This window comes from Embleya sp. NPDC056575 (assembly GCF_042793325.1).
Classification (GTDB): domain Bacteria; phylum Actinomycetota; class Actinomycetes; order Streptomycetales; family Streptomycetaceae; genus Embleya.
Genome location: NZ_JBHTVA010000005.1, coordinates 195,450 through 209,578, shown reverse-complemented (window position 1 = coordinate 209,578; position 14,129 = coordinate 195,450). Strand labels below are relative to the sequence as shown.

Annotated in this window: 12 protein-coding genes and 2 tRNA genes; 5 read left to right on the top strand and 9 right to left on the bottom strand. The window is 70.2% G+C overall.

The genetic code is table 11. The features are described from left to right. Nucleotides 1-20 precede the first annotated feature (20 nt). The 3 genes from ACFRCG_RS05720 to ACFRCG_RS05710 form a co-directional block, all read right to left on the bottom strand. Nucleotides 21-356 carry a DUF4233 domain-containing protein gene (locus tag ACFRCG_RS05720; protein WP_380029126.1) on the bottom strand — a complete coding sequence of 112 codons (336 nt, stop codon included), beginning with the start codon at nt 354-356 and terminating at the stop codon, nt 21-23. A gap of 2 nt (nt 357-358) precedes the next feature. Beyond that, nucleotides 359-1,780, bottom strand: coding sequence for a bifunctional folylpolyglutamate synthase/dihydrofolate synthase (locus tag ACFRCG_RS05715; RefSeq protein WP_380029124.1), 1,422 nt, complete (start codon nt 1,778-1,780; stop codon nt 359-361). An 85-nt stretch (nt 1,781-1,865) separates the two neighbouring features. Further along, on the bottom strand, nt 1,866-4,499 hold the full coding sequence (locus ACFRCG_RS05710) for a valine--tRNA ligase (RefSeq protein ID WP_380029122.1): 2,634 nt from the start codon (nt 4,497-4,499) through the stop codon (nt 1,866-1,868). A gap of 248 nt (nt 4,500-4,747) precedes the next feature. Between ACFRCG_RS05710 and ACFRCG_RS05705 the strand changes: the two genes are divergently transcribed. Next, a complete protein-coding gene (locus tag ACFRCG_RS05705; RefSeq protein WP_380029120.1) occupies nt 4,748-5,458 on the top strand; it encodes a hypothetical protein in 711 nt (236 codons plus the stop codon). A 132-nt stretch (nt 5,459-5,590) separates the two neighbouring features. Then, on the top strand, nt 5,591-5,722 hold the full coding sequence (locus tag ACFRCG_RS05700; protein WP_380029118.1) for a hypothetical protein: 132 nt from the start codon (nt 5,591-5,593) through the stop codon (nt 5,720-5,722). 45 nt (nt 5,723-5,767) lie between these two features. Here the strand turns inward: ACFRCG_RS05700 and clpX are convergent, their stop codons facing one another. The 5 genes from clpX to ACFRCG_RS05675 form a co-directional block, all read right to left on the bottom strand. Beyond that, the gene (gene clpX / locus ACFRCG_RS05695; RefSeq protein ID WP_078979485.1) at nt 5,768-7,048 is read right to left on the bottom strand and encodes an ATP-dependent Clp protease ATP-binding subunit ClpX; all 1,281 of its coding nucleotides are present in this window, start codon (nt 7,046-7,048) and stop codon (nt 5,768-5,770) included. Between the two features lie 165 nt (nt 7,049-7,213). Next, nucleotides 7,214-7,876: an ATP-dependent Clp protease proteolytic subunit gene (locus ACFRCG_RS05690; RefSeq protein WP_380029116.1), complete on the bottom strand. Its 663-nt coding sequence runs from the start codon at nt 7,874-7,876 to the stop codon at nt 7,214-7,216. A gap of 105 nt (nt 7,877-7,981) precedes the next feature. After that, nucleotides 7,982-8,623: an ATP-dependent Clp protease proteolytic subunit gene (locus ACFRCG_RS05685; RefSeq protein ID WP_380002931.1), complete on the bottom strand. Its 642-nt coding sequence runs from the start codon at nt 8,621-8,623 to the stop codon at nt 7,982-7,984. Between the two features lie 360 nt (nt 8,624-8,983). Beyond that, a complete protein-coding gene (gene tig, locus ACFRCG_RS05680; protein ID WP_380029114.1) occupies nt 8,984-10,411 on the bottom strand; it encodes a trigger factor in 1,428 nt (475 codons plus the stop codon). A gap of 116 nt (nt 10,412-10,527) precedes the next feature. After that, nucleotides 10,528-10,603: transfer RNA gene (locus ACFRCG_RS05675), tRNA-Pro, on the bottom strand. A 96-nt stretch (nt 10,604-10,699) separates the two neighbouring features. Here ACFRCG_RS05675 and ACFRCG_RS05670 point away from each other — a divergent pair. Beyond that, a tRNA-Gly gene (locus tag ACFRCG_RS05670) sits at nt 10,700-10,773 on the top strand. A gap of 239 nt (nt 10,774-11,012) precedes the next feature. On the opposite strand, the gene ACFRCG_RS05665 is transcribed toward ACFRCG_RS05670, so the two are convergent. Then, entirely contained in the window at nt 11,013-11,855 is an 843-nt protein-coding gene (locus ACFRCG_RS05665; protein ID WP_380029112.1) for an EamA family transporter, read from the bottom strand. Between the two features lie 161 nt (nt 11,856-12,016). Between ACFRCG_RS05665 and ACFRCG_RS05660 the strand changes: the two genes are divergently transcribed. Both ACFRCG_RS05660 and ACFRCG_RS05655 read left to right on the top strand, forming a co-directional pair. Beyond that, the gene (locus tag ACFRCG_RS05660) at nt 12,017-12,910 is read left to right on the top strand and encodes an ADP-ribosylglycohydrolase family protein (protein ID WP_380029110.1); all 894 of its coding nucleotides are present in this window, start codon (nt 12,017-12,019) and stop codon (nt 12,908-12,910) included. A gap of 283 nt (nt 12,911-13,193) precedes the next feature. Then, the gene (locus ACFRCG_RS05655; protein ID WP_380029108.1) at nt 13,194-13,985 is read left to right on the top strand and encodes a hypothetical protein; all 792 of its coding nucleotides are present in this window, start codon (nt 13,194-13,196) and stop codon (nt 13,983-13,985) included. Nucleotides 13,986-14,129: the final 144 nt, after the last annotated feature.

Here is a 14,129-nt window from a genome sequence, read left to right as displayed (position 1 = left end):
CCATTCGGCCGTATCCCGGATCACTCGGCCGTGGCCGCGCGGGCCGCCTTGGCGGCGTCGATGATCCGCCCGACCCGGATGCAGCCGTACCAGATGAGGCCGAACACCACGCCGATCAGGAACATCATCGGGACCACGAAACCGGTCAGGAACAGGCCGGCCTGGAGCACCCAGCCCGCGGTGATCGCCCACGGCTCCCCCAGCTTGGCGCACAACCACACGCACACCAGCGCCGAGGGCCCCGCGACCGCCCACAACACCCCGGTGGAGATGTCGGTGAGTTGCATGGCGACCAACGCGGCCAGGCAGATCACCAGGGCCTGGCCGATCAGGTGGGTCGAACACAGCGCGCGCATCCTCAGGCGTTCCTTCCGTCGGTCCGGCCGGTTCCGCCCTCGCGTGCGCCGCCCTTGAGCAACACCCGCGCCTCGCCGACGGTGACCACCGAGCCGGTGATCAGGACGCCGGCGCCGCCGAGGTCGCCCTCCTCCTCGGCCAGGGTGACCGCGGCATCGATCGCCTCGGGCAGCGCGGGCTGTACGTCCACCCGGTCGGCGCCGAAGACCTCGACGGCGAGCGCGGCGAGTTCGTCGACGGGCATCGCGCGCGGCTGCGAGTTCTGCGTGACCACGACCTCGGCGAGCACCGGCTCCAGGGCCTCCAGGACGCCCCTGACGTCCTTGTCGGCCATGACCGCGACCACCCCGACCAGGTGCCGGAAGTCGAACGAGTCGGTCATCGCGCGGGCCGTGGCCAGGGCGCCGGCGGGGTTGTGCGCGGCGTCGATCAGCACGGTGGGGCTGCGTCGGACCACTTCCAGCCGACCCGGCGAGGTGACCGACGCGAACGCCTCGCGGACCAGGTCGGCGTCCAGCGCGCCGGCGCCGGTGAGCCCGGGTCGATCCGCCGTGCCGACGCCCAGGAACGCCTCCACGGCGGCCAGCGCCACCGCGGCGTTCTCCGCCTGGTGCATGCCGTGCAGCGGCAGGAAGACGTCCTCGTACTCCCCGGCGAGACCGCGCAGGGTGAGCAACTGGCCGCCGACCGCGAGGTCGCGCCGGACCACGCCGAACTCCATGCCCTCGCGGGCCACCGTCGCGTCCACCTCGACCGCGCGCCGCAGCAGCGACTCGGCGGCGTCGACGGGCTGGCGGGCCAGCACGACCAGGCTGTCCTTCTTGATGATCCCGGCCTTTTCCACCGCGATCTCGCCGGGCGTGGAGCCGAGCCGGTTGGCGTGGTCGACCGCGATCGGGGTGACCACCGCGACCGTGCCGTCGACCACGTTGGTCGCGTCCCACGTGCCGCCCATGCCGACCTCGACCACCGCGACGTCCACCGGCGCGTCGGCGAACGCCGCGTACGCCATGGCGGTGATCACCTCGAAGAAGGACAACCGGTACGGCTGCGCGGCGTCGACGATGTCGATGTAGGGCTGGATGTCGCGGTAGGTCTCGACGAAGCGTTCCGCGCTGATCGGCTCGCCGTCCAGGCTGATCCGCTCGGTCATCGACTCGACGTGCGGGCTGGTGTAGCGGCCGGTGCGCAGGCGCAGCGCGCCCAGCAGGCTCTCGATCATCCGGGCCGTGCTGGTCTTGCCGTTGGTGCCGGTGATGTGGATGACCGGGTAGGCCCGCTGGGGTTGGCCGAGCACGTCCATCAGCGCGACCACACGTTCGGTGGAGGGGTCGAGCTTGGTCTCGGGCCAGCGCCCGACCAGTTCGGCCTCGACGGCGCGCTGTGCGGCCAGGGCCTCGGCGGGGTCTGTCACAGGTGTCACCGGTTCTGATCGAGTTCTTCGGGAGCTGGTCGAGTGCCGGCCGTGCGCGCGGCCCGGAGGTGCCCGGGCCGCGCGGCCGTACGGGTCAGGCGGAGGGCAGCCGGTCCAACTGGCCCTCGATGCGTGCGATGTCGGCCTCGGCGCCGGCCAGCTTCTCCCGGACCTTGTCCACCACGTCGGGGGCGGCCTTGGCCAGGAAGCCCGCGTTGCCGAGCTTCTTGGTGTTCACGTCGTGGACCTTCCGCGCCTCGGCCAGGTCCTTGGACAGCCGCTTGCGCTCGGCGGCGAAGTCGATCGCGCCGGACAGGTCCAGCTCGATCAACGCGCCCGCGACCGGGAAGGACGTGGTCGCCGAGAAGCCCTCGCCGGCCGGCGTGCAGCGGGCGAGCTGCCGCAGCGCCGCCTCGTGCGCGGCGATCGTGGTGCCCGCGAGCGAGATGTTGGCCGGCACCCGCTGGCCGGGCTTGAGGCCCTGGTCCGAGCGGAATCGGCGGACCTCGGTGACCACCTGCTGGAGGGTGGTGATCTCCGCCTCGGCGGCCGGGTCGGCGAACCCGCCGGCCCGCGGCCATTCGGCGACCACCAGCGACTCGCCGCCGGTGAGCGTGGTCCACAACTCCTCGGTGACGAACGGCACGACCGGGTGCAGCAGCCGCAGCGTCACGTCGAGCACGTGGCCGAGCACGCGCCGGGTGGCCCGGGCCGCGGCCTCGTCGTCGCCGTTGAGCGGGAGTTTGGCCAGCTCGACGTACCAGTCGAAGACCTCGTCCCAGGCGAAGTGGAACAGCGTGTCGGACAACTTCGCGAACTGGTAGTCCTCGTAGTAGGCGTCCACCTCCGCCACCACCGCGTCCAGGCGGGACAGGATCCAGCGATCGGTCGCCGACAGGTGCTCGGCGGCCGGCATCGGGCCCTCGACGGTGGCGCCGTTCATCAGCGCGAACCGGGTGGCGTTCCAGATCTTGTTGCAGAAGTTGCGCGAGCCCTGGACCCAGTCCTCGCCGATCGGCACGTCGGTGCCCGGGTTGGCGCCGCGGGCCAGGGTGAAGCGCAGCGCGTCGGTGCCGTACGCGTCCATCCAGTCGATCGGGTCGACCACGTTGCCGAACGACTTGGACATCTTCTTGCCGAACTGGTCGCGGACCAGGCCGGTGAGCGTGATGGTGTGGAACGGCGCCTGGCCGTCCATCGCGTACAGGCCGAACATCATCATCCGGGCGACCCAGAAGAAGATGATGTCGTGGCCGGTGAGCAGCACGTCGGTCGGATAGAACTTGGCCAGGTCGGCGGTCTGTTCGGGCCAGCCGAGGGTGGAGAAGGGCCACAGGCCGGAGGAGAACCACGTGTCCAGCACGTCGGTGTCCTGCGTCCAGCCCTCGCCGGTGGGCGCCTCGTCGTTCGGGCCCACGCAGACCGTCTCGCCGTTCGGGCCGTACCAGACCGGGATGCGGTGGCCCCACCACAGCTGCCGCGAGATGCACCAGTCGTGCATGTTGTCGACCCAGGCGAAGTAGCGCCCGGCCAGCTCCTGCGGGTGGATGGCCACCCGGCCGTCGCGCACCGCGTCGCCGGCGGCCTTTGCCAGCGGCTCGACCCTGACCCACCACTGCATGGACAGGCGCGGCTCGACGGTGGTCTTGCAGCGCGAGCAGTGCCCCACGGCGTGGGTGTACGGGCGCTTCTCGGCGACGATCCGGCCCTGCTCGCGCAGCGCGGCCACGATCGCGAAGCGCGCCTCGTAGCGGTCCAGGCCCTGGAACGGCCCGTGTGCCGTGACGATCGCGCGCTCGTCCATGATCGTCGGCATCGGCAGGTCGTGCCGGCGGCCGATCTCGAAGTCGTTCGGGTCGTGCGCCGGGGTCACCTTGACCGCGCCGGTGCCGAACTCGGGGTCCACGTGCTCGTCGGCCACGATCGGGATCCGCCGACCGGTGAGCGGCAGTTCGATCTCGGTGCCGATCAGGTGCGTGTAGCGCTCGTCGCTCGGGTGCACCGCGACGGCCGTGTCGCCGAGCATGGTCTCGGCGCGGGTGGTGGCCACCACGATCGAGGCGTCGCCGTCGCCGTAGCGGATCGAGACCAGCTCGCCCTCGTCGTCCTGGTGCTCGACCTCGATGTCGGAGATCGCGGTCAGACAGCGCGGACACCAGTTGATGATGCGCTCGGCGCGGTAGATCAGCTCGTCGTCGTAGAGCCGCTTGAAGATGGTCTGCACGGCCCGGGACAGGCCCTCGTCCATGGTGAAGCGCTCACGCGACCAGTCGACGCCGTCGCCGAGTCGGCGCATCTGGCCGAGGATCCTCCCGCCGTACTCTTCCTTCCACTGCCAGACCCGGTCCACGAACGCCTCGCGGCCCAGATCGTGCCGCGACTTGCCCTCCTTGGCCAGCTCGCGCTCGACCACGTTCTGGGTGGCGATGCCGGCGTGGTCCATGCCGGGCAGCCACAGCGCCTCGAAGCCCTGCATGCGCTTGCGGCGGGTGAGCGCGTCCATCAGCGTGTGCTGGAACGCGTGACCGAGGTGCAACTGCCCGGTCACGTTCGGCGGCGGGATGACGATCGTGTACGGCGGCTTGTCGCTCTTGGCGTCGGCCTCGAACCAACCCGCGGCTACCCAGCGCTCGTACAGCTTCCCCTCTACCTCGGCGGGGGTGTACTGGGAGGGAAGGGCCTGCGGCTGCTCGGCGGCAGCGGCTGCGGGAGTGGTGTTCTCGGTCACCGCCCCAGTCTACGGAAGGCGCGTGGGCACCTTCGACGCGGCGGGGAACGCGCGATGGCGCGGCGGGCGCGGGCCGGTTTCGCGTCGACGGCGTCCCGCGCTTGTCACCGTGCTGTCACCGCGACCCCGCCGATCGGCGGGCACCGCTAGTTTGCGGTACGAGCCGTTCCGGTTTCGCCGATCACGCGTCGGTCGCAGCCTCGGGAGCGGCCCGATATCCGTGAGTTCTCGAATCCGGGGGGATTTTCGTGCGCACTCGCACCACGACACTGCTCACCGCCGTCACCGTCTCGCTGCTCGGGGCGACCGTGCTGACGGGTTGCCAGGCCAAGGACGACAAGGACGACAAGGCCGACCGGAGCGGCCCGGCACAACCCGCGACGGCCCTGCCGGACAACGCCGGGTCGACCGCGGCCGTCACCAAGCCGCCGACCCTGCCGCCCGGCAAGGACGTGTCGAACGCGCCGTCGACGTCGACCCGGCCGTCCACCTCGGGCGGTGTCCTGCGGCTGCGGCCGTCCGCCCAGGCCGGTGGCCTGGCCCGGCTGCTCGACGGGCCGAGCGACGTCCCGGTCGATCCGGGCGAGGTGCGCTCGCCCGCGAACAACGTGCTGGTCGCGGCGTACGGCGCGGCCGGGTCCGGCCCGCGCTCGGTGTTGTTCGTCGGGGTGGACGGGATGACCGGGATCGACGGGAAGCGTCTGGAGCACATGGTCCGCGGCATGGTCGACTACGTGGCCGCCACCGACGGCGGCGTCCCGTCGGGGCTCGCCATGAAGGGCTACGACCCGGGCCCGCTGGGCGGCACCCTGGAGTGTGTGCCCGCCCAGGACGCCCGCCCGGCGGCCATCTGCGGGTGGGCGGACAAGTACACCACGGCCGTGGCGTACTTCGACCGGTTGTCGGCGGACCAGGCCGCGGTGAAGTTCAAGGCGATGCGCGCGGACCTGGAGAAGTAGCGCCCGTCGGCGACGCGCGGGGCCGGCCGGTGTACCGACGACGTTCGGCCCCGCGACCGGCTCCCGCCCGGGTCCGGGCGCCCGGCGGGCCGAAGGGATACCCCGCCCCGCCCGCCGCCGGTTTGGCCCGCGGTGCCCGAGGAGACGGCGCTGCCCGGCGGTCCGCCGGGGCTGCCCCGCTGCCGGCACAACCCCACCACGGCGATGTGCCTGCGGGGCGACGAGCACGACCTGATCGACGTCGGCGCGGGCACCGCCCGCTGAGCCGGGTATCGGGGGCGCCGGCACTCCACCCCGACCCGGCCTCGCTCAGGCGCTCTTGTCGCGCCGCTCGCGCTTGACCACGTCGCGCGGCACCAGCGTGGGGTTGACGTGCTTGAGCACCACCTGGTCGGTGACCACCACGCGGGCCACGTCCTTGCGGGACGGGACCTCGTACATCACCGACTGGAGCACCTCTTCGAGGATCGCGCGCAGGCCGCGGGCACCGGTGCCGCGCATGATCGCCTGGTCGGCGATCGCCTCCAGCGCCTCCATCTCGAAGTCCAACTCGACACCGTCGAGTTCGAACAGCCGGCGGTATTGCTTCACCAGCGCGTTCTTGGGCTCGGTCAGGATCTGGATCAGCGCCTCGCGGTCCAGGTTGTGCACCGAGGTGAGCACCGGGAGCCGGCCGATGAACTCGGGGATCATGCCGAACTTGAGCAGGTCCTCGGGCATCACGTCGGCGAACGAGTCGGCGCTCTCCACATCGCGCTTGGAGCGGATCTGCGCGCCGAAGCCGATGCCCTTGCGCCCGACCCGGCCCTCGATGATCTTCTCCAGGCCGGCGAACGCGCCGCCCACGATGAACAGCACGTTCGTCGTGTCGATCTGGATGAACTCCTGGTGCGGGTGCTTGCGCCCGCCCTGCGGCGGCACACTCGCGGTGGTGCCCTCGATGATCTTCAGCAGCGCCTGCTGGACACCCTCGCCGGACACGTCGCGGGTGATCGAGGGGTTCTCGCTCTTGCGAGCGATCTTGTCCACCTCGTCGATGTAGATGATCCCGGTCTCGGCCTTCTTGACGTCGTAGTCGGCCGCCTGGATCAGCTTGAGGAGGATGTTCTCCACGTCCTCGCCGACGTAGCCCGCCTCGGTGAGCGCGGTGGCGTCGGCGATGGCGAACGGCACGTTGAGCATCCGGGCCAGGGTCTGCGCCAGGAGCGTCTTGCCGCAGCCGGTCGGCCCGAGCAGCAGGATGTTCGACTTGGCCAGCTCCACGCCGTCGTCGCGCGAGGCCTTGCCCGCCTCGCCGGCCTGGACCCGCTTGTAGTGGTTGTACACCGCTACCGAGAGCGCCTTCTTGGCGACTTCCTGCCCGACCACGTAGCCGTCGAGGAATTCGTAGATCTCCCGCGGCTTGGGAAGCTCCTCGAACTTCAACTCGGAGGACTCGGAGAGCTCCTCCTCGATGATCTCGTTGCACAGGTCGATGCACTCGTCGCAGATGTAGACACCCGGACCGGCAATGAGCTTCTTCACCTGCTTCTGGCTCTTTCCACAGAACGAGCACTTGAGCAGGTCGCCACCGTCACCGATGCGTGCCACGAGGTGCATCTCCTTCGCCTGGGCCCCGGATGTGTACCGGACCTGGTGCCTGGTCTTTCGACGGTACCCCGCCGGAATCTCCGCTCCCCCGGTTTCCCCCGGTTTTGACCATCAACCGGTCACCGTTGTCCGGTCGGCGGCAAGCCGCCGACCGGGCGGGGACAACTAGCCGACGACCTTCCGAGGTGCGGTGATCTCGTCGATGAGGCCGTATGCGAGCGCCTCTTCGGCCGTCAGGATCTTGTCGCGCTCGATGTCGTCGCGAATCTGCTCGATCGGCTTGGTCGTGTGCTTGGCGAGCATCGTCTCCAGCATGGTGCGCATGCGCTGGATCTCACGAGCCTGGATCTCCAGGTCGCTGACTTGCGCGCGCCCGGTTTCACTGTACGGCTGGTGGATGAGGATGCGGGAGTTCGGCAGCGCCATTCGCTTGCCCGGAGTTCCCGCGGCGAGCAGAACGGCCGCAGCGGAGGCCGCCTGGCCCATGCACACCGTCTGGATGTCGGGGCGCACGAACTGCATCGTGTCGTAGATCGCGGTGAGCGCCGTGAAGGACCCGCCGGGCGAGTTGATGTACATCGAGATGTCCCGATCGGGGTCCATCGACTCGAGCGTCAGGAGCTGCGCCATCACGTCGTTGGCCGACGCGTCGTCGACCTGGACGCCGAGGAAGATGATCCGCTCTTCGAACAGCTTGGTGTACGGGTCCTGCTCGCGGTAGCCCTGCGACGTGCGCTCGATGAAGCGCGGCAGGACGTAGCGGCTCTCGGCGCCGCGCGAGGCCAGGGGTGCCAGGCCCTCGGGCCGGTGGAACAGATTGTCGTTCATGAAATCTCAGCCCTCCGGGACTGCGGACTCGACTCGGTTGCCGGGCGACCGGTGACCGCCGTCAGCGCTTGTCGGCTGTGCGGTCGGTCGGTACGGACGCCGGGATCAGCTGGTGCTGCCGGTGTTGGGAACCTCGGCCGCACTGCGAACCACGTGGTCCACCAGGCCGTATTCCTTGGCCTCTTCGGCGGAGAACCAGCGGTCGCGGTCCGAGTCGTGCTCGATCTTCTCGGGGGTCTGCCCGGAATGGTGTGCGATCAGGTGAGTCATCTTGCGCTTGGTGCGCAGCAGCTGCTCGGCCTGGATCTTGATGTCGGACGCCGAGCCGCCGAGGCCGGCGGACGGCTGGTGCATCAGGATCTCGGAGTTGGCCAGCGCGATGCGCTTGCCGGGGGCTCCGGCGGTCAACAGGAACTGGCCCATGGAGGCGGCCAGGCCCATCGCGACGGTCGCGACATCGTTGCTGATCCACTGCATCGTGTCGTAGATCGCCATACCGGCGGTGATGGAGCCACCGGGCGAGTTGACGTAGAGCCAGATGTCCTTTTCCGGGTCCTCCGCGTTCAGCAGCAGAAGCTGGGCGGAGATCGCGTTGGCGATCTGGTCCTCGACGACCGAGCCGAGGAAGATGATCCGCTCGCGCAGCAACCGGTTGTAGACCTGGTCGTCGAGCCCCATCCCACCCGGCTGAGATGCACGCGAAGTGGGCACCGCGAGCCCCGGAGTCACGATCTGCGGATTCGTCACGTATCCACCTGCTCGTTTCCGACGGCAATCCCGAGCCGTCACGAAGTCGACCTTGGGAGGCACCTGCTTTTGTGGCGGGTGACCCCCTTCGTACAGCGACCCTAACGCGCGGATCGTCGCAGGCCATCCCAGACTCAGGACTGTTCGCCCAGAGCGCAGCAGGGCGATATCCGGCCGGTGACGGGGTAGTCGCGCGCGGATCGCACCCGGGTCGACCACGGGCCCCGGATGCCTCCACGAAGGCGTGTGCGCGCTTCCGCGGGCCTTCGGAGCATGCCGACGGGCCCGGCCCCCGCCGAAGCGGGGACCGGGCCCGGGTGTCGCGTGCCGCGCCGGTCGTGGCCGGTGCGGGAGGGTGGATCAGGCCTCGGCCTTGTCCGTCGCGGTCTCGTCCGTGCCGGCCTCGTCCGTCGCCGCGGCCTCTTCGGTCTCGGCGTGGTCGTGGCCCTCGTGGTCGTCCGCGTGCAGGTCGACACCGAGGCCGACCTCGTTGCCCGAGGCGTCCTTGGCCTTGGCGCTCTTGGCGATGACCTCCAGGGCCTTGCCGCGGGCGACCTCGCCGACCAGGACCGGCACGTAGCCGGACTGCATGACCTGCTGGGCGAACTGGTCGGGGCTCATGCCGGACTGCTGCGCCCGCTGGATGAGGTGCTGGGTCAGCTCTTCCTGGTTGACGGAGAGCTGCTCCTTCTTGACGACCTCGTCGAGCACGAACTGGGCGCGCATGCCCTTGCGCACGCTGTCCTGGAGCTCTTCCTCGTACTCCTCGGCGGTCTGGCCCTGGATCTCCAGCCACTTGGCCAGGTCCATGCCCATCATGCCGAGCTGCTGCTCCAGCTGACCGCGGCGCTGCTCGATCTCCTCGGTGACGATGCTCTCCGGCAGCGGCACCTCGATCTGTTCCAGCAGGGCTTCGAGGACCTTGTCCCGGCCCTCGTTCTGCTGGTCGTGCAGCTTCTGGTGGCCCAGCTTCTCGCGCAGGTCCGCCTTCAGCTCGTCCAGCGTGTCGAACTCGCTGGCCAGCTGCGCGAAGTCGTCGTCGAGCTCGGGGAGCTCCTTGGCCTTGACGGTGGTCACCACGACCGAGACCTCGGCGGTCCGCCCGGCGGCGCTGCCGCCCTGGAGCTCGGTCTCGAAGGTCTTGGTCTCGCCGGCCGACGCGCCGATGACGGCGGCGTCGAGGCCGTCCAGCATCGTGTCGCCACCGATCTGGTACGACATCGCCTTCGCGACGCCGTCCTCGAGGACCTCGCCGTCGACCTTGGCCTCGATGTCGATGACGACGGTGTCGCCCTCGGCCGCGGCCCGCTCGACGGTGTTCAGCGCACCGAAGCGGTCGCGCAGCTCCTCGATCTTCTCGGCGACGTCCTCGTCGGTGACGGTGATGTCATCGACCTCGACCTCGATGCCGGAGTAGTCCGGCAGCTCGATCTCGGGACGGGTGTCGACCTCTGCGGTGAACTTCAGATCGGCGCCGCCGGCCAGCTCGGTCACGTCGGTGACCTCGGTGACCTCGGGCTGGCCCAGCACGCGCAGCTCGTTCTCCTCGACGGCCTTGCCGTACGACGAGGACAGGATGTCGTCGAACGCCTCGACGAAGACGGCCTCGCGACCGAAGCGCTGGTCGATGATGCGCGCCGGGATCTTGCCCTTGCGGAAGCCCGGGACCGTCACCTGCTTGCCGATCTTCTTGTACGCCGCGTCGAGGCTGGGCTTCAGCTCCTCCGAGGGAACCTCGACGGTGAGCCGAACCCGGGTCGGGTTCAACGTCTCGACGGCGCTCTTCACGGTAAGGGTCTCCTTGCTGCGGGCTGTTCTTCCGGGCCTGTGCATCTTGCCTGACGGCACACTGAAGGTTCAGAACCGGTGGTACCGATCCATCCTGCAGCGAATTCTCGATGTGGTGGTCGGGGCGGGGAGACTCGAACTCCCGATCTCCTGCTCCCAAAGCAGGCGCGCTAGCCACTACGCTACGCCCCGTGGCGCCCGATGAAGTCTAGAGGACGACACGCTAGAGTCTGCACTGGCCGCGCACCAATCCGCTAACCTAGGCGCCACGTGCACGCCACACCAGCTGCGGGTGTAGCTCAATGGTAGAGCCCTAGCCTTCCAAGCTAGTGGTGCGAGTTCGATCCTCGTCACCCGCTCCAGAGGTAAAGGCCCAGGTCGGAGGTTGTTTCTCCGGACTGGGCCTTTGTCGTGCCCCGGCTGCGGCCCACGGGGGCTTCGGCCCCGGCCCGGTGGACCTCGGTCCCGACTTTTTCGGGTTGTCGCCGGGTTCCTCGGGGCGGATTCTCGGATCTCTTACGGGGTCGACCGGCCGATGGGCTCGATGTGAAAAGTCGCCAATCTCACTTTTTGTCCCGGTTGGCGGGTTTGCTTCGGTGGGCTACGCGATGTTGATCGCGGTGATGCCGAGCAGGACCAGGATCGTGGCCACGAGGCGGTGGCGGCCGTAGGTCTCGTGGAAGACGACCGTGCCGATCACGGCGCCGATCACCACCGAGGTTTCCCGCAGGGCGGCGATCGTGGCCAGGGCGCCTCGGGTCTGGGCCCAGATGACCAGGGTGTACGCGGCGATCGACATGGCGCCGCCGAGCAGACCCCACACGCGCTGCGGGTTGCGCTCGCGGGTGGGGTCGCGGCGCAGGCGCAGCCGCAGGACCACGATGGTCGGGGCCGATTCGAGGACGAAGAGCCAGGCCGCGTACGACATCGCCGAGCCGGAGGAGCGGGCGCCGACGCCGTCCAGGACGGTGTACAGCGCGATCGCGCAGCCGGTGGCGAACGCGGCCGCGACGGCGGCGGCCTCGGCCCGGCGCGGTATTCCGCCGGCCAGGGCGAGCACGAGCATCCCGATCGAGATCACCACCACGCCGACGGTCTGCGTCACGGTGAGGTATTCGTGCAGCAGGGTCACCCCGATCAGCGCGGTGACCCACGGGGAGGTGCCCCGGGCGATCGGGTACACCTGACCGAAGTCGCCGAGCCGATAGGTCTCGAGCAGCAGCAGGTTGTACACCATGTGCAGGGCGGCCGAGCCCAGCAGCCAGGGCCGGGCGCCGGCCGCCGGGACGCCGACGAACGGCAGGCAGACCAGCCCGATGCCCAGGCTCGCCACCTGGATCATGACCATGGTCGCGAGTCGGTCCTTGAGGCCGTGCGCGAGCGCGTTCCAGGCGGCGTGCAGCCCGGCCGAGCCGAGTACGGCGGCGGTGACCGCCGGGGTCACGCGCGAACCGCGAGCCGGCGGTCGACCCCGGATGGCCCGGCCGGCGCTCGAGGCCGAAGGCGAGCACCGCCCGGGAGGGGGAACTCGCAGCCGGACGCGGGTAGCTGATGGCACGTCATTCGCATCATCCAAGCACGGCGGGCGCGATAATGGCCGTGCATATGACCCATCACTCCTCCGCCCTCGCCTCGCTGCGCGGCCTCGCGCTCGGCGACGCCCTGGGCGCCCAGTTCTTCGTCCCCGACAACCTCCCCCACCTGGCCGGCCGGCGCCTTCCGCACGGCGAGTGGCCGTGGACCGACGACACCGAGATGGCCTGCGTCCTGCACGCCGAACTCGCCCTGCGCGGGCGGGTCGATCAGGACGCGTTGGCCCGGGCGTTCGCGGCGCGGCACGACTTCGATCGGGGCTACGGGCCCTCGACGAACCGGATGTTGCGCCTGGTGCGCCAGGGTGGCGACTGGCGGGCGTTGGCCGCCGAACCGTTCGACGGGCAGGGCTCGTGGGGCAACGGGGCCGCGATGCGGGTGGCGCCGCTGGGCGCGTGGTTGGCGGCCGACCTCGACGCGGTGGTGGAGCAGGCGGCGCATTCGGCCGAGGTGACACACACCCACCCCGAGGGCATCGCGGGCGCGGTGGCGGTGGCCGTGGCGGCGGCGGGCGCGGTCACCCTGGAGCAGCCGGAGCCGGCCGACTTCATCGCCTTCGTCCGGGACCGTACCCCCGCCGGCTTGGTTCGTGAACGCCTGGGCGCCGCAATGGAGTTGGTGGGACGGACGGACTCCCGGGCGGTGGGTCGCACGCTCGGCAACGGTCGCCTGGTGAGCGCCCCCGACACCGTGCCGTTCGCGATCTGGTCGGCGGCCCGGCATCTCGACGACTACGCGGCGGCGTTCTGGTCGACCGCGAGCGCGGGCGGGGACGTGGACACGACGTGCGCGATCGTCGGGGGAATCGTCGGCGTTCGGGCCGAGTTGCCGGCCGGGTGGGTCGGGCGTGTGGAGGCGCTGCCGACGTGGTGGCGCGAGGTGATCGAGGCCGATCGGCTCAAATAGTTGGCAAAGACGAGAGCGCTGCACCATGATGAGCGCGCTCTCCTCATCCGGGCCCGGACTCCCCTGCCACGCGGGGTGGTTCGCGTCGCGTCGGACGAGAGCCCGCGGCCCGTTCGCCGTCGCACGCACGTCTCGTGGGGGGACGTCGATCGGCGCACGGTCGCTGCCACCGCTTTCCTGACGGCCAATCACATCCCGCCGGTCCACATCGCCTCGTCCGCTCCCTCGTGACGACGCGGTACGGCCCGGCCACGGCCGACATTCCCCGGAGGATTCCGTCTTCATGCGCAAGTCCCTGTTTCGGTCGAGTTCGCTGGTGATCATCGGTTCGGTGGTGTTCGCGGCGACCGCGTGCGGCTCCGACGACGACAGGAAGACCGAGGGGAAGCCCGCCGCGAGCAGCGCGACCACCACGAGCCCGGTCACCGCGCCCTCGCCGGCCGCGGGGGCACCGAGCGCGGGGGCACCGAGCGCGCCGGTCGCCTCGGGTGCCCCGGCCGGAACCCCGCTGACCGCCGCACAGTTGGAGAAGGCGGTCCTCACGGCGACCGAGCTGCCGCAGGGCACCTACCTCACCCGGGAGCCGAAGGGGGCCGGCGAGCGGGTGACGGCGGCGGCGCCCGACTGCCAACCGGTCACCGACCTGCTGCTGCCGCGACAGGGCGCCGTGAAGCCGGTCGCCGCGGCCCAGGCCGCGGTGACGATCGGCGCCCCGATGCCGTCGACGGTGATCACGACGGAGTTGTTCTCGTTCGCGGCCACCGACGCGGAGACGATCGTGGGCAAGGCACGTGGCGCGCTCGCGAAGTGCGGTTCGCTCACCACGAAGGACGCCGAGGGCGAGACCTCGACGGTCAGGCACGCCGAGGCCGCCCACCCGAAACTGGGCGACGAGACGCTCGCGATCCACAGCACGCCGGAGGACGGCGGCAGTGGCGGGCAGGTCGTGGTCCGCGTGGGCGGCACATTGGTCGTCGTCAGGATCGTCGAGTTCACCGGCACCACTCCCAAGCTGCCGGATACCGCGACGGTGACCAGGCAGGTCGAGAAGGTCGTGGCGGCGGCCAAGGGCTGATCCGGGGCGGTGGGTCGGTCTCGGATCGGCCCACCGGCCTCGCTGTCGTACCGGAGCGAATCCGGGGAGTGTGTGGGCTTTTTGACGGTTGGTCAGGCACCGATGCGGGTGGCGCCGGACGGTTGGCAAAGGCGTGGGCGTCCG

What these genes read in the sequence shown, in the direction of transcription:
- ACFRCG_RS05720 (WP_380029126.1), bottom strand. Translation starts at nt 356, where the DNA reads ATGCGCGCGCTGTGTTCGACCCACCTGATCGGCCAGGCCCTGGTGATC.
- ACFRCG_RS05690 (WP_380029116.1), bottom strand. Translation starts at nt 7,876, where the DNA reads ATGAACGACAATCTGTTCCACCGGCCCGAGGGCCTGGCACCCCTGGCC.
- ACFRCG_RS05660 (WP_380029110.1), top strand. Translation starts at nt 12,017, where the DNA reads ATGACCCATCACTCCTCCGCCCTCGCCTCGCTGCGCGGCCTCGCGCTC.
- ACFRCG_RS05655 (WP_380029108.1), top strand. Translation starts at nt 13,194, where the DNA reads ATGCGCAAGTCCCTGTTTCGGTCGAGTTCGCTGGTGATCATCGGTTCG.